General features: G+C 74.0%; 15 protein-coding genes. 8 read left to right on the top strand and 7 right to left on the bottom strand.

The window, feature by feature from the left end; all coding sequences use genetic code 11:
• Positions 1 to 16: 16 nt before the first annotated feature.
• From FHS34_RS07700 to FHS34_RS07685, 4 genes are all read right to left on the bottom strand, one after another.
• Positions 17 to 1,402: an NADP-dependent succinic semialdehyde dehydrogenase gene (locus FHS34_RS07700; protein ID WP_184962471.1), complete on the bottom strand. Its 1,386-nt coding sequence runs from the start codon at positions 1,400 to 1,402 to the stop codon at positions 17 to 19.
• A 76-nt stretch (positions 1,403 to 1,478) separates the two neighbouring features.
• Positions 1,479 to 1,952 (bottom strand): NUDIX hydrolase, encoded by a 474-nt coding sequence (locus FHS34_RS07695; protein ID WP_184962469.1) that lies wholly within the window; start codon positions 1,950 to 1,952, stop codon positions 1,479 to 1,481.
• Complete coding sequence (locus FHS34_RS07690; RefSeq protein ID WP_184962467.1) at positions 1,949 to 3,487, bottom strand: ATP-dependent DNA ligase; 1,539 nt, start codon at positions 3,485 to 3,487, stop codon at positions 1,949 to 1,951. The genes FHS34_RS07695 and FHS34_RS07690 overlap by 4 nt, the downstream gene beginning before the upstream one ends.
• Positions 3,488 to 3,862: 375 nt before the next feature.
• Positions 3,863 to 4,813: an NAD(P)/FAD-dependent oxidoreductase gene (locus FHS34_RS07685; RefSeq protein WP_184962465.1), complete on the bottom strand. Its 951-nt coding sequence runs from the start codon at positions 4,811 to 4,813 to the stop codon at positions 3,863 to 3,865.
• 65 nt (positions 4,814 to 4,878) lie between these two features.
• Between FHS34_RS07685 and FHS34_RS07680 the strand changes: the two genes are divergently transcribed.
• The 6 genes from FHS34_RS07680 (at position 4,879) to FHS34_RS07655 (ending at position 10,211) form a co-directional block, all read left to right on the top strand.
• Entirely contained in the window at positions 4,879 to 5,454 is a 576-nt protein-coding gene (locus tag FHS34_RS07680) for a helix-turn-helix domain-containing protein (protein ID WP_184962463.1), read from the top strand.
• A gap of 216 nt (positions 5,455 to 5,670) precedes the next feature.
• Positions 5,671 to 6,642 (top strand): NADPH:quinone oxidoreductase family protein, encoded by a 972-nt coding sequence (locus FHS34_RS07675; RefSeq protein WP_184962461.1) that lies wholly within the window; start codon positions 5,671 to 5,673, stop codon positions 6,640 to 6,642.
• Positions 6,639 to 7,820, top strand: coding sequence for an acyl-CoA dehydrogenase family protein (locus tag FHS34_RS07670; RefSeq protein WP_184962459.1), 1,182 nt, complete (start codon positions 6,639 to 6,641; stop codon positions 7,818 to 7,820). The genes FHS34_RS07675 and FHS34_RS07670 overlap by 4 nt, the downstream gene beginning before the upstream one ends.
• Positions 7,817 to 8,890: an acyl-CoA dehydrogenase family protein gene (locus tag FHS34_RS07665; RefSeq protein WP_184962457.1), complete on the top strand. Its 1,074-nt coding sequence runs from the start codon at positions 7,817 to 7,819 to the stop codon at positions 8,888 to 8,890. The genes FHS34_RS07670 and FHS34_RS07665 overlap by 4 nt, the downstream gene beginning before the upstream one ends.
• Before the next feature lie 160 nt (positions 8,891 to 9,050).
• The gene (locus tag FHS34_RS07660; RefSeq protein ID WP_184962455.1) at positions 9,051 to 9,914 is read left to right on the top strand and encodes a phosphatidylinositol-specific phospholipase C/glycerophosphodiester phosphodiesterase family protein; all 864 of its coding nucleotides are present in this window, start codon (positions 9,051 to 9,053) and stop codon (positions 9,912 to 9,914) included.
• 102 nt (positions 9,915 to 10,016) lie between these two features.
• Complete coding sequence (locus tag FHS34_RS07655) at positions 10,017 to 10,211, top strand: hypothetical protein (RefSeq protein WP_184962453.1); 195 nt, start codon at positions 10,017 to 10,019, stop codon at positions 10,209 to 10,211.
• A gap of 12 nt (positions 10,212 to 10,223) precedes the next feature.
• Here the strand turns inward: FHS34_RS07655 and FHS34_RS07650 are convergent, their stop codons facing one another.
• The 3 genes from FHS34_RS07650 to FHS34_RS07640 all read right to left on the bottom strand — a co-directional run bounded on the left by FHS34_RS07650 (position 10,224) and on the right by FHS34_RS07640 (position 13,715).
• Positions 10,224 to 11,462: a phosphodiester glycosidase family protein gene (locus FHS34_RS07650; RefSeq protein WP_184962451.1), complete on the bottom strand. Its 1,239-nt coding sequence runs from the start codon at positions 11,460 to 11,462 to the stop codon at positions 10,224 to 10,226.
• A gap of 74 nt (positions 11,463 to 11,536) precedes the next feature.
• Positions 11,537 to 11,896: a DUF779 domain-containing protein gene (locus tag FHS34_RS07645; RefSeq protein WP_184962449.1), complete on the bottom strand. Its 360-nt coding sequence runs from the start codon at positions 11,894 to 11,896 to the stop codon at positions 11,537 to 11,539.
• A 370-nt stretch (positions 11,897 to 12,266) separates the two neighbouring features.
• A complete protein-coding gene (locus FHS34_RS07640) occupies positions 12,267 to 13,715 on the bottom strand; it encodes a purine-cytosine permease family protein (RefSeq protein ID WP_184962447.1) in 1,449 nt (482 codons plus the stop codon).
• Between the two features lie 91 nt (positions 13,716 to 13,806).
• Here FHS34_RS07640 and FHS34_RS07635 point away from each other — a divergent pair, with 91 nt between their 5' ends.
• Both FHS34_RS07635 and FHS34_RS07630 read left to right on the top strand, forming a co-directional pair.
• Entirely contained in the window at positions 13,807 to 14,442 is a 636-nt protein-coding gene (locus FHS34_RS07635; RefSeq protein ID WP_184962445.1) for a TetR/AcrR family transcriptional regulator, read from the top strand.
• 48 nt (positions 14,443 to 14,490) lie between these two features.
• Positions 14,491 to 16,125 carry an amidohydrolase gene (locus tag FHS34_RS07630; protein ID WP_184962443.1) on the top strand — a complete coding sequence of 545 codons (1,635 nt, stop codon included), beginning with the start codon at positions 14,491 to 14,493 and terminating at the stop codon, positions 16,123 to 16,125.
• The last annotated feature ends 4 nt before the right edge of the window (positions 16,126 to 16,129 follow it).

Genomic DNA, 16,129 nt, shown 5'->3' with positions numbered 1-16,129 from the left:
GGTAGCCGCGCAGCGCTCACGCACCCTGCCAAACCGTGGTGATGTTGCAGAACTCCCGGATTCCGTGCCCGGACAGCTCACGCCCGTACCCCGACCGCTTCACCCCGCCGAACGGGAAAGCCGGATGGGAGGCGGTCATCCCGTTCACGAACACGGAACCGGCCTCCAGGTCCCGCGCGAACCGCTCCACCTCGTTCTCGTCCCGCGTCCACACGTTCGAACTCAGCCCGAACAGGGAGTCGTTGGCGATCAGTACCGCCTCGTCCAGGTCGTCCGCCCGGTACAGCGTGGCGACCGGACCGAACGCCTCCTCACGGTGGATGCGCATCTCCCGGGTGATGCCGGTGAGGACGGTCGGCGGGTAGTACCAGCCCGGCCCGTCCGGCCGCTCCCCGCCGCACAGCACCTGGGCCCCGCTGCGCCTGGCGTCGTCGACCAGCTCCTCCAGGTCCTTCCTGCCCTGCTCGCTGGCGAGCGGACCGACCTCGGTCTCCTCCGCCAGCGGGTCGCCGACGCTGAGGGCCTTCATGCCCGCGACGAACCTCTCGGCGAAGGCGTCGTAGACGTCGGTGTGCACGATGAACCGCTTGGCGGCGATGCAGGACTGGCCGTTGTTCTGCACGCGCGCGGTCACCGCGACCTCGGCCGCGCGGTCCAGGTCGGCGGAGGGCATGACGACAAAGGGGTCGCTGCCGCCCAGCTCCAGGACCGTCTTCTTGATCATCTCTCCGGAGGTCGAGGCGACCGACCGGCCCGCGGGCTCGCTGCCGGTCAGGGTGGCCGCCTTCACGCGCTCGTCGCGCAGGATCTCGTCCACCGCGCCGGAGCCGATCAGCAGCGTCTGGAAGCAGCCCTCCGGGAAGCCCGCCCGGTGGAACAGGTCCTCCAGGTACAGCGCGGTCTGGGGGACGTTGGAGGCGTGCTTGAGGAGGCCCACGTTGCCGGCCATCAGGGCGGGCGCGGCGAACCGGACCACCTGCCAGAGGGGGAAGTTCCAGGGCATCACGGCGAGCACCGGGCCCAGCGGGCGGTACCGCACCCGCACCCGGGACGCGCCGGAGTCCCGTACGTCCGACTCGGCGGGCTCCTCGTCGGCCAGCAGCCGCTCGGCGTTCTGTGCGTACCAGCGCATGGCCTTGGCGCACTTGGCGGCCTCCGCGCGGGCCTGTTTGACGGGCTTGCCCATCTCGGTCGTCATGACCCGGCCGATCTCCCGCTGGTCCTCGTCCAGCAGGTCGGCGGCCTTGTTCAGCAGCTGGGCGCGGTCGGCGAACGAGGTCGTCCGGTACGTGCGAAAGGTGGCCTCGGCGAGCTGGAGCCGGCGTTCCAGCTCCTCCTCGCCCATGGCCTCGTACGTCTTGAGTGTCTCGCCGTTCGCCGGGTTCACCGTCGCGATGGGCATGGCTGACCTCCCTGGGAGCGGGCTTGTCTCGACCTTCGCGCGCGGCCCGGCAAGTCGCAACGCGACAGGCCCCTGGTCAGCCCGAGTGCTCCGCCAGCCGGTCGAGAAACGCGGCCTGCGCCGTGATGATCACCGCACGCGCCCCCTCCAGACCGAACCACGCCACCCGGTCCAGCTCCGGGAACTCCTGCGTCCGGCCGGACCGCGGCGGCCACTCCATGGTGAAGGTCCCCGGGACGATCGCCGCCGGGTCGAGCTCCGCCTCCACCGCCCACGCCGTGACGATCTTGCCGTTCGACTGCACGACCTCCCCGAGCGGCACGGCCTCGCCGTCGGGCGGCGCGAGCCCCAGCTCCTCCCGGAACTCGCGGCGGGCCGCCTCCCAGGCCGGCTCCTCCGGGTCGTACTCGCCCTTCGGCACGGTCCAGGCCCCCGCGTCCTTCTTCGCGAAGTAGGGGCCACCCATATGGCCGAGCAACACCTCCAGCCCCTCACCGGTATGCCGGAACAACAGCAGTCCCGCACTGTGCTTCGTCGTCCGCACCGTCACGGCCTGACCTCCGGGTGGGCTGCCAGCAGGGCCTCCACGGTATCGGCCTCCTCCGGCCGCTTGTCCTCGCGGTAGCGGACGACGCGGGCGAAGCGGAGCGTGACGCCGGCCGGGTAGCGGGAGGAGCGCTGGAGGCCGTCGTAGGCGATCTCGACGACCAGTTCGGGGCGCACCCGGATCCCCCAGCCGTGGTCCTCGACCGCCAGTTCCCGCAGTCTCCCGGTCTGCCAGGCGAGCATCGCGTCCGTCATGCCCTTGAAGGTCTTGCCCAGCATGGCGAAGGTGCCGTCCGGGTTGCGGGCGCCGAGGTGCAGGTTGGACAGTTTGCCGGTGCGCCGGCCGTGGCCCCATTCGGCGGCCAGCACCACCAGGTCGAGGGTGTGCACGGGCTTGACCTTGAGCCAGGCGGCGCCGCGCCGGCCCGCGCTGTAGGGCGCGTCGAGCGCCTTGACCACGACGCCCTCGTGGCCGCGGGTCAGGGTGTCGGCGAGGAACCGTTCCGCCTCCGGGATGTCCCGCGGCCCCTCCGCCACCGTGCGCCGCACCCGCATCGGCTCGGGCACCAGCCGGGCCAGCTCCGCGTGCCGCTCGGCGAACGGCAGGTCGAGCAGGTCGCGGCCGTCGACCGAGAGGGCGTCGAAGAAGACGGGGGAGACCGGGGTGCCCTCGGCGGCCTTCGCCACGTCCGTCCGGGAGCCCACCCGGCCCGCCGTCTCCTGGAAGGACCGGGGTCGGCCCGAGCTGTCGAAGGAGATCACCTCCCCGTCCAGGATGAACCGCTCGCCCCGCAACTCCAGCGCGGCCGCGCTCACTTCGGGCAGCCGGTCGGTGATGTCGTCCAGGGTGCGGGTGTGCACCCGGACCGTGTCGCCCTCCCGGTGCACCTGCACCCGGATGCCGTCGAGTTTCTCCTCCACCGCGCAGGCACCCAGCTTCTCCACCGCCTCCGCGACCGACGACGCGCTGTGCGCCAGCATCGGCAGCACCGGGCGGCCCACGGTGAGCCGGAACCGCTCCAGCGCCGCGGGCCCCTCGCCCAGCAGGGCCCCTGCCACCGTCTGCAGCGACCCCGCGAGCATCACGGCCCGCCGCACGTCCGCCGGATCCGCGCCGGTCGCCCGGGCGAGTCCCTCCGTCGCGACCGCGTCCAGGGCGCCCTGGCGGACCTCGCCGGTGAGCAGGCCGAGCAGGAAGCGCTGCTCCTCCTCGGTGGCCGCGCCCATCAGCTCGCCGACGATCCGGGTCCGCTCCGCCTGGGAGCCGGGTCCGGACACCTTGCCCAGCTCGCTGAGCCGGGCGTCGACCTCCCGGACCGTGAGGCCGGGCCCGGCCGCGGGCGGCACCGGGCGGCCGAGCACCTTCCAGCCGACCCCCAGCCGGCCCTGCGGCAGCCGGCCGGCCAGGTAGGGGATGACGATCGGCACGTCGTCCGCCTCGGCCTCCCGGAACAGCTCCGCGAGCAGCGCGGTCTTGCGGGACCGCGCCGCCGTGGCGGCGATCTCCCGGGACACCTGGGCGAGCCGGGTCAGCAGCATGCAGTCATGGTGCCTCAGGGCTCCGCCGGACGCGCCCCTCTTTCCCCCGCGGGTCGGCGTGTCCTGCGGCGCGGCCGCATCGTGGACGGCCACGCGCGAGCGGCGGCAACCGGGCACCGGACGGTCCCGTGCGAGCGGCGGCAACCGGGCACCGGACGGTCCCGCGCTCGTCGGGTGTTCGCGTCCGGGCCTGTGGCAGCCGCGCGACGGGCGCCGTCCCGCTCGCGTCCCCGTCGGCGGCAGCCGCATGCCGGACGGTGCCGTGTCCTTCGCGGGTGTTCGTGTCCCGGCCTGTGGCAGCCGCGCGACGGGCGCCGTCCCGTGTCTCTTGGGAGGTTCGCGTCCCGGTCGGCGACAGCCCCGCCCTGCTGTCCCTCAGGAGGCCTTTGCGTCCAGGTCGGCCATGAGCAGCTCCCCGTTGATGGCCGCCCCGGCGCGGTAGCCGCGGCTCGCCGCGTTCACCACCTGCTCGGCGAAGCCGCTCGCGTTGCCCGCCGCCCACAGCCCGGGCACGCTCGTCAGCCCCCGCTCGTCGATCACGGGGTAGCTGCCGAACGGCGTCTCCCGCAGCTCCGCGCCCAGCCCGACGAGCAGGTCGTTGTTCGGGACGGCACGCGGGGCGGCGTACAGCACCTCGAGGTCGTGCACCGTGCCTCCCCCGCAAGGGCCGCCCCCGGCGAGCCGCACCCCGGTGAGCCGGTCGTCGGCGATCACCAGCTCCGCCACCGCACCGGGGACCACCCGGACCCCGGCGGCGCGCAGCCGGCGCCGGTCGACGTCCGTCAGCTCCGCCTCGCCCACCTCGTGCAGGAAGAGCCGCACGTCCCCGGTCCACCGGGTGACCATCAGCGCCTGGTGCACGCTGAGCGGGGAAGTGGCGAGGACCCCGGCCGGCAGGTCGCGCACCTCCCAGCCGTGGCAGTACGGGCAGTGGACCACGTCCCGCCCGAACCGCTCGGCCAGCCTGGGGACCGGCGGCAGCTCGTCCCGCAGACCGGTGGCGATCACCAGCTGCCGCGCGCGCACGGTCCGGCCGTCGGCGAGGACGACGGTGAAGTCCGTGTCCCGGGTGGCGCCCACCACCCGGTCCCGGACCAGCTCCACCCCGTACCGGGCGATCTCCGCGCGCCCCACGGCCAGGAACTCCGCCGGGGGCATGCCGTCCCGGGACAGGTACCCCTGCAGGTGCGCGGACGGCGCGTTGCGCGGCTCGCCCGCGTCGACGACCAGGGTGCGGCGCCGGGCCCGGCCCAGCACCAGCGCGGCGGACAGGCCGGCGGCCCCGCCGCCGACGACGACGACTTCGTACGTGTGGGTTGCGGTCATGACGCGACGGTCGCTCGACGGCCGCGGGATTGACAAACGCATTTGCCGTTCCTGCAATAGTGGCCATGAGCACAGACGACGTACTGGCGGACGTGGGGCCGAGGCTGCGCCGCATCCGCAAGGAGCGGGAGGTGACCCTGGCCGCGCTGTCGGAGGCCACCGGCATCTCCGTGAGCACGCTCTCCCGGCTGGAGTCCGGCCTGCGCAAGCCCAGCCTGGAACTGCTGCTGCCGATCGCCCAGGCCCACCAGGTGGCGCTGGACGAACTGGTCGGAGCGCCGCCGGTGGGGGATCCGCGGGTGCGGTCCAAGCCGATCGTCCGGGGCGGCCGCACCCACTGGCCGCTGACCCGCCAGCCCGGCGGACTCCAGGCGTTCAAGGTCCTCGAACCCCAGCGCAGCGAGGAGCCCGACCCGCGGACCCACGAGGGCTACGAGTGGCTCTACGTCCTGTCGGGCCGGCTGCGCCTGGTCCTCGGCGAGCACGACGTCGTGCTGTCGGCTGGGGAGGCCGCCGAGTTCGACACGCGGGTGCCGCACTGGTTCGGGTCGACGGGGGAGGGGCCGGTGGAGTTCCTGAGCCTGTTCGGCCCGCAGGGGGAGCGGATGCATGTGCGCGCCCGGCCGGCGACCCGGAAGTGACCCACCTGACGCACGCCGGGAGGCGCCGGCCGGTCCCCGCTGTTCCCTGATCGGCAAGCGACCGCTTAGTATGCGATCGGACCCGGTCAGACGACCCCGTGAGCCGTGGGGGCGCGCCGGTGCCGGGAGCGAAGGGCCGGGCACGGTCATGCCCCCGGAACCGGTCGACGCGCGCCCGCGGCGAACCCTCAAGGCACAGTCCCGTGGAGGCCCCGCATGCAGGCATGGCAAGTGCACGAGAACGGCGAGCCGAGCGAGGTGATGCGCCTGACGGAGGTGGAGCGCCCCACGCCCGGCGACGGCCAGGTGCTGCTGCGGGTGCGCGCCGCCAACGTCAACTTTCCGGACGCGCTGCTGTGCCGGGGCCAGTACCAGGTGCGCCCGCCGCTGCCCTTCACGCCCGGCGTGGAGATCTGCGGCGAGACCGAGGACGGCCGCCGGGTGATCGCCAACCCGGCGCTGCCGTACGGCGGATTCGCCGAGTACGCCCTCGCCGACGCCCGCGCCCTGCTCCCCGCGCCCGAATCGCTGGACGACGCCGAGGCCGCCGCGCTGCACATCGGCTACCAGACCGGCTGGTTCGGCCTGCACCGCCGCGCTCACCTGGAGGCCGGCGAGACCCTGCTCGTGCACGCCGCCGCCGGTGGCGTGGGCAGCGCCGCCGTACAGCTCGGCAAGGCGGCCGGCGCCACCGTGATCGGTGTCGTGGGCGGCGCGGACAAGGCCGCCGTCGCCCGGGAGCTGGGCTGTGACGTCGTGGTCGACCGGCGCGGCGAGGACGTCGTCGCCGCCGTCAAGGAAGCCACCGGCGGCCGGGGCGCCGACGTGATCTACGACCCCGTCGGCGGCGAGGCGTACACGCAGTCCGCGAAGCTCGTCGCCTTCGAGGGCCGGATCGTCGTCGTCGGCTTCGCCAGCGGCACCATCCCGAGCCCCGCCCTGAACCACGCCCTGGTGAAGAACTACTCGATCGTCGGCCTGCACTGGGGCCTGTACAACACCAAGAACCCGAAACTCGTCCGGCACTGCCACGAGCAGCTCACCGAACTGGCCGCCCGGGGCGTCGTCAAGCCGCTGGTGAGCGAGCGGGTGCCGCTCGCCGAGGCGGCCGGAGCCGTGCAGCGGGTCGCCGACGGGGTGACCACCGGCCGGGTGGCCGTCGTCCTGGAGAAGGGAGCCTCCGCATGACCGACGCCGGAGAACTGCGCCGCCGCACACAGGAGCTGCTGGCGGCACATCCGCCCGCCGAGACGGAGCGGCTCGACTTCCTCCGGGCCCGTTTCGACGCCGGCCTCGCCTGGGTGCACTACCCGCAGGGCCTCGGCGGTCTCGGCGCCCCGCGATCCCTCCAGACCGTCGTGGACGCCGAACTGGAGGCCGCCGGAGCCCCCGACAACGACCCCCGGCGCATCGGCATCGGCCTGGGCATGGCCGCGCCGACGATCCTCAAGTACGGCACCGAGGAACAGAAACGGCGCTTCCTGCGGCCCCTGTGGACGGGTGAGGAGGTCTGGTGCCAGCTGTTCAGCGAGCCCGGCGCCGGCTCCGACCTGGCCGCGCTCGGCACGCGCGCCGTACGGGAGGGCGACGGCTGGCTGGTCAACGGGCAGAAGGTGTGGACGTCCAGCGCCCACGTCGCCCGCTGGGCCATCCTCATCGCCCGCACCGACCCGGACGTGCCCAAGCACCAGGGCATCACCTACTTCGTCTGCGACATGACCGACCCGGGCGTCGAGGTCCGGCCGCTGCGCCAGATCACCGGCGAGGCCGAGTTCAACGAGGTCTTCCTCACCGGCGTCCGCATCCCCGACGCCCACCGCCTCGGCGAGGTCGGCGACGGCTGGCGGGTCGCGCAGACCACGCTCAACAACGAACGCGTCGCCATCGGCGGCATGCGGCTGCCCCGCGAGGGCGGCATGATCGGCCCGGTCTCCCGGACCTGGCGCGAGCGCCCGGAGCTGCGCACCCCTGATCTGCACCAGCGCCTGCTCGGACTGTGGGTCGAGGCCGAGGTCGCCCGGTTCACCGGCGAACGCCTGCGCCAGCAGCTCACCGTCGGCCAGCCCGGCCCCGAGGGCGCCGGCATGAAGCTGGCCTTCGCCCGCCTCAACCAGGAGATCAGCGGCCTGGAGGTCGAACTCCGCGGGGAGGAGGGCCTGTTGTACGACGACTGGACCATGCGCCGCCCCGAACTCGTCGACTTCACCGGCCGGGACGCCGGCTACCGCTATCTGCGCTCCAAGGGCAACAGCATCGAGGGCGGTACCAGCGAGGTGCTGCTGAACATCGTCGCCGAGCGTGTCCTCGGCCTGCCGGCCGAGCCGCGCACCGACAAGGACGTCGCCTGGAAGGACCTGGCCCGATGACGGATCTGCTGTACTCCGAGGAGGAAGAGGCGCTGCGGGCCGCCGTCCGCGACCTGCTCACGGACCACTGCGCCCCGGCCGACGTGATCACCCGCGCCGAGTCCGGCGCCCCGCACGACCTCGCCCTGTGGAAGCTGCTCGCCGAGGGCATGGGCCTGGCCGGACTGCTGGTGCCCGAGGAGCGGGGCGGTCAGGGCGCCTCCGCCCGCGAAGCCGCCGTCGTACTGGAGGAGTTGGGGCGGGCGGTCGCTCCCGTGCCGTACCTCACCAGCGCCGTCGTGGCCACGGAGGCCCTGCTCGCCTGCGGCGACGGGGAACTGCTCGGCCGGCTGGCCTCGGGGCGGACCATCGGCGCCCTCGCGGTCGGACTGCACTCGGCCCCGGACGCCGCGTTCGCCACCGTACGCGTCGAAAACGGAAGCCTGCACGGCGAGTTGACCGGCATCGCGGACGCGGCCGCCGCGGACGTGCTGCTCGTCCCGGCCGACGACGGCGCCCTGTACGCCGTCACCGCGGACACCGTCGCGGTCACCCCGCAGCCCTCCCTGGACCTCACCCGCCCGCTCGCCACCGTCACCCTCGCCGGCGCGCCCGGCCGCCGTCTCGGCGACGCCGGACCCGCCGTACGACGTGCCCTGCGTGCCGCCGCCGGTCTGCTCGCCTCGGAGCAACTCGGCGTGGCCGACTGGGCGCTGACCGAGACGGTCCGCTACCTGAAGGAGCGCAAGCAGTTCAACCGGCCGGTCGGCGGCTTCCAGGCGCTCAAGCACCGGCTCGCCCAGCTGTGGCTGGAGGTCGTCAGCCTCCGGGCCGCCGCCCGCGCCGCCGCGGACGCGCTGGCCTCCGGCGAGGACACCGACATCACCGTGGCCGTCACCCAGGCCTACGCCGCCCCCGTCGCCGTCCACGCCACCGAGGAGGCGCTGCAGCTGCACGGTGGCATCGGGATGACCTGGGAACACCCGGTCCACCTGTATCTGAAGCGGGCCAAGGCCGACTCGATCGCCTACGGCACGGCCGGCGCGCATCGCTCGGCGCTGGCCGGACTGGTCGACCTCCAGGCACCCTGACCAAGCCCGGTGAAGCCCGCCCCGCCCGGGGCGGGCTTCTTCGCGTGCGCGCGCCGCCGAGGTGAACGGAGCGCCAACTCCCCGCACAGCAGCAGACCTTGGGTGCCCAGGGCACGCATACTCTCCCCGGTCCCGTCCGGCACCCTCAGGGAGGCAGCGCATGGCCCTCACCACCCGTCGCAGAGCCCTCACCACCCTCGGCGCCGCCCTCACGGGCACGCTCGTCCTCCCCGCCGGCCAGGCGCCGGCCGCGGAACGAGAGCGCCGCCCGGGCCCGCTGTGGCCCGCCCACGCCCACAACGACTACGAGCACCCGCGGCCCCTGTTCGACGCCCTCGACCACCGCTTCGGCAGCGTCGAAGCCGACATCTTCCTCGTCGGCGGCCAGCTCCTCATCGGCCACGACGCCTCCGAACTGGACCCGTCCCGCACCCTCGAATCCCTCTACCTCGAACCGCTCGCCGCCCTCGTCAAGGCCCACCACGGATCGGTCTACCGAGGCCGGCGCCGGGCGCTGCAGCTCCTCGTCGACATCAAGACCGAAGGCTCCTCGGCCTACCTCGAACTCGACCGCCGGCTGCGCCGCCACCCGCACCTCTTCACCCGGTACGCGCACGGCCGCGTCCACCCCGGCCCGGTCACCGTGGTCGTCTCCGGCGACCGGGCGGCCCGCACCCCCATGGAGGCACAGACCGAGCGCCGCGCCTTCTACGACGGCCGGCTCAGTGACCTCGGCACCTCGGCCCCGGCCTCCCTCATCCCGCTCATCAGCGACAACTGGACGCAGAACTTCACCTGGGCGGGCGAGGGTGCCTTCCCCGACGCCGAGCGGCAGAAGCTGCGCGGCATCACCGGCGCCGCGCACGCGCGCCGGCAGCGGATCCGGTTCTGGGCCACCCCCGACACCGCGGGCCCGGCCCGGGACGCACTGTGGACGGAGCTGCTCGCCGCCGGGGTCGATTACCTCAACACCGACGATCTCGCAGGCCTGGAGGCCTTTCTGGACGCCCGGCCCTCCGTGTAAGACCACACGATCGGAGGACATGTCAGTCGCCCGGACGAACCCTCCGCTACGCCACACTTGCGGCCGAACGCCGCACATGGGGCGTGGCGGAGGAGGTTCCCGATGGCCATTTCCATCTCTGTGGTGCTGCTGCTTCTGGTCCTTGCAGTGATCTTCGTTCGCAACTGCTCGCTGAAGATCTCCCATGCCCTGGTCTGCACGATCCTCGGCTTCTATCTGGCCTGCACGAGCATGGCGCCCACCATCCAGAGCGGGCTCAACGCGACCGCCGACCTGGTCAGCAGCCTGCGGCCCTGACGCAGCCGGCACTCACCCCGCCGAGAAGACCCCGATGCCGTTGGGCACGGGGCGCTCGGCGCCGCCGCTGGGGTGGTTGCGCACCGTCACGGCGGTGTCGTCCGTGCCGCGGGTGACCATCTCCGTCGAGCCGCCGCCGTCGAGGTTGAAGGCGTCGGTGGCACCGAGCGACCGCATGGTGTCCGCCTCCTCCGCGACAGTGAGGCCGGACCGGTAGTCGGAGGCGCCGTCCAGCGCCAGCAGCAGCAGCTTGCGGCCGTCGTCCTTGACGCCCACGACCGTGCGCACGGCCGAGGTGACGTCGTCCAGGCCGGCCGGCGGCGTGCCGCCGCGCAGCACCGGGAAGCCGCCGATCGCGAACGTGTACGGCACCCCCGACGAGGCGGCGACCAGGGTGTGCGTGACGTCCACCGGGTCGCCGGCCGACAGCTTGCGCAGGTGCTGCGCGCCGTCCTCGCGGCCCACCAGGACCGTGGTGTCGGCCGGGATCGTGCCGCTGCCCGGGGCGTCGGCGGCGGACACCACCCGGCCGCCGCGCACCTTCACCTCGTAGGTGTCGTCGCTGCACGGGGCCGACCGCTGGGTGTCGGTGCCGCAGACGGCACGCACCCGGGAAGCGGTGCCCCAGCGCGAGGTGAAGGCACCGACCGAGTTCACCGGGAGCGCGTACTGGTTGAGCCCCTTGAGCGGCAGCCGTCCGTCCGGCGTGCCGACCGAGCCGTCGAGGGAGAGCCGGTCCAGCCGGGCCCGCCGGTCGGTGCCCACGCCGAACACGTCCAGGGTGTTCGTGCCCGGGGGCAGCGTGGGGCCGAACCGCTGGCCCGTGGGCACCGCGGCCTTGAGTACCTGCCCGGCCGCCATGGCCGGTCCGACGGCCGCGCCGGTGGCCTCGACACCCGGATGCTGCGTCTCGCTGATGTTGAAGAAGTCACCGTTCACCCCCGCGACCGCTCCGGCCGAGTCCGCCAGCCGGGAGACGGTCGCCCGGGCCGCCACCGCGCCCGGGTGGAGCAGGTCGACGCGGACGTGCGGATCGGCCAGGTCCACCGTGAGCAGGTGGGCGTGGGCCGTCCCTGCCGCCGCGTCGATGTCGAACTGCCGGTAGGCGACGCCCGGCGCGATCCGCTTGCCCGCAGGTGCCGCGCCGGCCGGTGCGGCACCCGCGAGGGCCGCACCGGACAGCACACCGAACGCCGTGACAACCGTGAGAACCGCTCTGCCCGCCGCCGAACGCCTGCTGCGTCTGGTCACCGTGTCCCCTGATGTCTCGTCAACTGTCCCGTCAGCAGGGGCAGTGCACCAGACTCAGTGGGCCGGCGGGCCGACTAGGCGTCTACGACGCGAGAACGGGTGAGAAAACGCACCCCCTCGGGTGCCTCCAGGGAGAAGCCGCTGCCCCGTCCCGGTACGACGTCCACGATCAGCCGGGTGTGGCTCCACGCCTCGTACTGGCTCCGCGACATCCAGAACGTGACCGGTTCCGGTACGCCCTCCACGGCCAGCTCCGCCAGCAGCACGTCCGAGCCGCCGGTGCGGAACTCGCCGTCGGGGTAGCACATGGGGGCGCTGCCGTCACAGCAGCCGCCGGACTGGTGGAACATCAGCGGGCCGTGCTCCGTGCGCAGGCGGCACAGCAGCTCCGCGGCCCGCGGGGTGAGTTCGACGCGCGGGGTCTCCTCGTCCATGTCACCCTCCTGGACGGCCGGGGCTCGGGTTCGCTCCAGTCTCACGGATGGTCAGGAGCACGTCCAGAAGGCGGCGTTCGGCGGTGGCTCAGCACGTTGACCACCCGGCCGTCCGGATCCCGGACGAAGAACCGCCGTACGCCCCACTCCTCGTCGGTCGGCGGGTCGTCGGCTGCGGCGGACGAGCAGTCAGAGTAGCCGGAGCCCGGAGCCCGGAGCCCGGAGCCCGGAGCCCGGAGCCCGGAGCCCGGAGCCCGGAGTCCGAAGCCCGAAGCCCGGAGTCCGACGGACCGGAGTACCTCCGCGCGGCTGTGGGCGCGCTGGACGCGATCCACCGCCCTCACCGCCACCGGGCGGGGTGTGAGCGGGCTCAGCCGGTGGCGCGGGTGCGCCACGTCAGCACGGCGTACACGCCCGAGGCCACCGCCAGCCCGGCGGGCAGGGCCAGGTCGACGCCGCCCAGGGCGGCGGCCACGGGGCCGGTGTAGACGCTGTCGACGCACAGGGCCGAGGCCGTCACACCCGCGCCGAGGGCGAGCGCCCCGGACCGGTTGACGCCGCCGGTGTACCAGAAGGGCCCGGCGGGGGTCTCGTCGGTGAGGGCGGGGCCGTCGTAGCGGTTGCGGCGCAGCAGGATGTCCGTGGCGTAGACGGCCGTACTGGGGCCGAGCAGGAGCACGGTCAGCTGGAGCACGTCGCCGACGGTGTCGAAGAAGTCGGAGACGAGCAGCGCGTAGAGGGTGAGGGAGACGGACACGGCGCCGTCGACGAGGACGCTGCGCGAGCGGCGGATGCGCAGGCCGACGGCCTGGAGGGCGAGGCCGGCGCTGTAGGCCGTCAGCGCGTTCAGCGCGACGGTGCCGAGCACCAGCGCCAGCAGGAAGACCGGGCGGAACCAGCCGGGCAGCAGCTGCTGGAGCGAGGACTCCGGGTCGCTCATGTCGACGGCGGTCGCGGCGCACGCGCCGAGGCCGCACACCAGGATCCCGGGCACGAAGCCGCCGAGCGCCGTCCAGCCGGCCACCGCCCTCGGGGGCGTCGTGCGGGGCAGATAGCGGGAGAAGTCGGCGCTGGTGGTGTAGGAGAGCGGACCCGAGGCGATGAGGGCGACACCGGCCAGCAGGGTCGCCCACAGGGCGGTCCCGGTCAGCGGCCGCCCGGGGACGTAGCCGGTGTCGGTGTGCCGCAGCACCGCGACGCCGACCACGGCGAACACCGCGGTCAGGGCGAGGGTGATCGGCACGTAGAGCCGGACGATCGCGGCATGGCCGTAGACGCTGATGGCGAGCGTGACGGCGGCGATGAGCACCACGACGGCCGCCTTCGTCCCGGTGTTCACCGGCAGTCCGGCCCGGCCCACCAGGGAGAAGGCCGCGGTCGCCGCGGCGGCCAGGTTGAGCGCGAAGTAGCACACGGAGACGAGCCAGCCGGTCACCGCGTTGTTCACCCGGTTCCCGCGCACCCCGTACAGCGCCCGGGTGACGACCTCGCTCGGCGCGCCCGCCGCCGGACCCGGGATCGCCAGCAGACCCGTGAGCAGCCAGAACAGATTGCCGACGACGATCACCGCCAGCGCCTGCCACAGGCTCAGGCCCATCAGCACCAGCGAACCGCCCACCAGCAGGCTCAGGTAGTTGACGTTCGCGGCGGCCCACACGGAGAACAGCTCTCGTGGCCGGCCCCGGCGTTCGGAGTCCGGGATGTGGTCGATTCCGTGCGCCTCGATGCCTACGCGTTCTGGGTCCCCGGAGGCGTTGGCGACGCCGTCGACGGCCCTGGGGCGTGCGCCGGGGTGCGGGTCGGGGAGCGTGGACGCCATGGGGCCCTCCGGAAGCGGTGGGATCGGCCTGGTCGCTTATTGGGCACGTGACCAGTTGCTTATTGGTCGCACACTCAATAGCATCGCCGTCATGTCGTCAAGCGTTCAGCGCAAGCGGATCCGCAAGGACCCCGCCGCCCGGCGGGCGGAGATCGTCGACGCCGCCGCGGCCGTCGCCCTGACCGAGGGCCTGGAGTGCGTCACCCTGCGCCGGGTCGCCGAGGATCTCGCCGTCCGTCCCGGGCTGATCAGCCACTACTTCCCCTCGGCCGAGGGCCTCGTCGCCGAGGCGTTCGGCAGCGCCGCGACCGGGGAACTCGACCGCCTCCTCCCGGCCCGGCCCCCCGAGGACGCCCCCTCCCGGCACCTGGCCCGGTTCCTCGCCCGCACCTCGGGGGAGGAGTACGACGTCATCAGCCGGCTCTGGATCAACGCCCGCCACCTCAGCCGCTACCGGCCCGTGCTCCGCGACCGGGTCGCACTGCAGGAGTCCGCGTGGCGCGGCCGGCTCGAAACCCTGGTCCGGGACGGCGTGGACACCGGCGAGTTCGTCACGGACGACCCGGTGGCGGCCACCGTCCAGATCCTCGTCGTCCTCGACGGCCTGGGCGCCCACGCCAACACCGCGACCCCCGAGCGTCCGGCCGCGGTCCTCCGCATGCCGATCACGACCGCCGAACGGGAACTCGGTCTGCCGCCCGGCACGCTCGACCGAACCACCGGCTGACCTCTCCCCCCTGAGTGGCTGACCCTCCCCCTGCGCGAAGGAGCCCCCGTGCCCGCCGACCTCGTCCTGCTCTCCGCCCGGCTGCTCGATCCCGGTACGGGCGGGTTCCTCCCGCACACCGCGCTCGCCGCGGAGCGAGGACGGATCAGCTTCCTCGGCGACGACCGGGACGCCCGCGCCCTCGCCGGGCCCGGCACCACCGTGGTCGACCTGCGCGGAGCGGTGGTCACCGCCGGGTTCACCGACGGGCATCTGCACCCGGTCTCCGGCGCCGAACGCACCATGGGCGTCGACCTGTCCGCCTGTCGCGACCTGGACGCCCTGCGGACCGCGCTCGCCGCGGCGGTGCGGGCCCTGCGGCCGGGCGCCTGGCTGCGCGGCTGGGGCCTGGACCCCAATGCCTTCGGCCCGGCGCCCGTCGGCAACGCCGCCCTCGGCCCCGTCCTCGACGGCGTGCCCGCCCTCATCGACCTGTTCGACGCGCACTCGGCGCTGGCCAGCGAACAGGCGCTGGAACTGGCCGGCGTCGACGGACCGCGCACCTTCGAGCAGGGCTCGGAGATCGTCTGCGACGCCGACGGCCGGCCCACCGGCCTGCTGCTGGAGGACGCCGCCTGCGCACTCGTCGAGGCGGTCGCTCCCCGGCCCACCGAGGCCGGGACGCGGGCCCGCACCGCGGAGGTGCTGGCCGCCATGGCCGCGTCCGGACTCACCGGCGGGCACGCCATGGACGCGAACGGGGACAGCCTCGCCGTCTACGCCGCCCTGGAGGCCGAGGACGCCCTGCCCCTGCGGCTGAGGATCGCCCCCTGGTGCCGGCCCGAGGCGGACGACGCCGAGGTCGCCGATCTGGTCCGGCTCCAGGGCACCGGCGGTGCCCAGTGGCGGGTGGCGGGCGTGAAGCTGTTCATGGACGGCACCATCGACAACGGCACCGCCTGGCTCGAAGCCCCCGACTGCCACGGCGAGTCCGGCCACGCCTACTGGCCCGACCCGCAGCGCTACACCCAGGTGATCTCCGCCCTCCACCGCGCCGGAGTGCCCACGGCCACCCACGCCATCGGCGACGCGGCGGTGCGCCATGTGCTCGACTCCGTCGAGAAGGCGCAGGCCGAGACGGGCCGGGCGGACGGTCCGGGCGCCGTACGGCACCGGGTCGAGCACATCGAGACCGTCCCGGACGACACCGTGCGCCGCTTCGCGCCGCTCGGCGTCGCCGCCTCGATGCAGCCCACCCACTGCTGCGAGTACACGCGGGCGGACCACACCGACAACTGGTCGCGCCGGCTCGGCGAGGAACGGGCCGGGCGGGCGTTCCGCTGCCGCGACCTGTGGGACGCCGGGGCACGGGTCGTCCTCGGCTCCGACTGGCCCATCGCGCCGTACCCGCCGCTCCAGGTCATGGCCGGTGCCCGGCACCGCCGGCCCGCCGACCTCTCCCTGCCCCCGCACGGCCCCGGCCAGGCCCTCACCCCGCTGCGGGCGCTCCGGGGCATGACCGTCAACGCCGCCTGGGCCGCTGGGGAGGAGAACCACGCCGGACGGCTCGCCGTCGGCCACCGCGCCGACCTCACGGTGCTGGCCGACGACCCGCTGCGGGTGCCCGACACCGAGCTGGCCGGGCTGCCGGTGGTGCTCACGGTGCTGGCGGGGCGGGTCACGCACCGGGCGGCGTGGCTGTAGCGGG

The organism is Streptomyces echinatus (assembly GCF_014203595.1).
Classification (GTDB): domain Bacteria; phylum Actinomycetota; class Actinomycetes; order Streptomycetales; family Streptomycetaceae; genus Streptomyces; species Streptomyces echinatus.
The sequence above is the reverse complement of the archived record's forward strand: the minus strand, read 5'-3'. Positions and strand labels throughout refer to the sequence as shown.

Coding starts and splice junctions, on each gene's coding strand:
- FHS34_RS07700 (WP_184962471.1), bottom strand. CDS start 1,402: ATGCCCATCGCGACGGTGAACCCGGCGAACGGCGAGACACTCAAGACG.
- FHS34_RS07690 (WP_184962467.1), bottom strand. CDS start 3,487: ATGCTGCTGACCCGGCTCGCCCAGGTGTCCCGGGAGATCGCCGCCACG.
- FHS34_RS07685 (WP_184962465.1), bottom strand. CDS start 4,813: ATGACCGCAACCCACACGTACGAAGTCGTCGTCGTCGGCGGCGGGGCC.
- FHS34_RS07680 (WP_184962463.1), top strand. CDS start 4,879: ATGAGCACAGACGACGTACTGGCGGACGTGGGGCCGAGGCTGCGCCGC.
- FHS34_RS07675 (WP_184962461.1), top strand. CDS start 5,671: ATGCAGGCATGGCAAGTGCACGAGAACGGCGAGCCGAGCGAGGTGATG.
- FHS34_RS07670 (WP_184962459.1), top strand. CDS start 6,639: ATGACCGACGCCGGAGAACTGCGCCGCCGCACACAGGAGCTGCTGGCG.
- FHS34_RS07665 (WP_184962457.1), top strand. CDS start 7,817: ATGACGGATCTGCTGTACTCCGAGGAGGAAGAGGCGCTGCGGGCCGCC.
- FHS34_RS07660 (WP_184962455.1), top strand. CDS start 9,051: ATGGCCCTCACCACCCGTCGCAGAGCCCTCACCACCCTCGGCGCCGCC.
- FHS34_RS07655 (WP_184962453.1), top strand. CDS start 10,017: ATGGCCATTTCCATCTCTGTGGTGCTGCTGCTTCTGGTCCTTGCAGTG.
- FHS34_RS07645 (WP_184962449.1), bottom strand. CDS start 11,896: ATGGACGAGGAGACCCCGCGCGTCGAACTCACCCCGCGGGCCGCGGAG.
- FHS34_RS07640 (WP_184962447.1), bottom strand. CDS start 13,715: ATGGCGTCCACGCTCCCCGACCCGCACCCCGGCGCACGCCCCAGGGCC.
- FHS34_RS07635 (WP_184962445.1), top strand. CDS start 13,807: ATGTCGTCAAGCGTTCAGCGCAAGCGGATCCGCAAGGACCCCGCCGCC.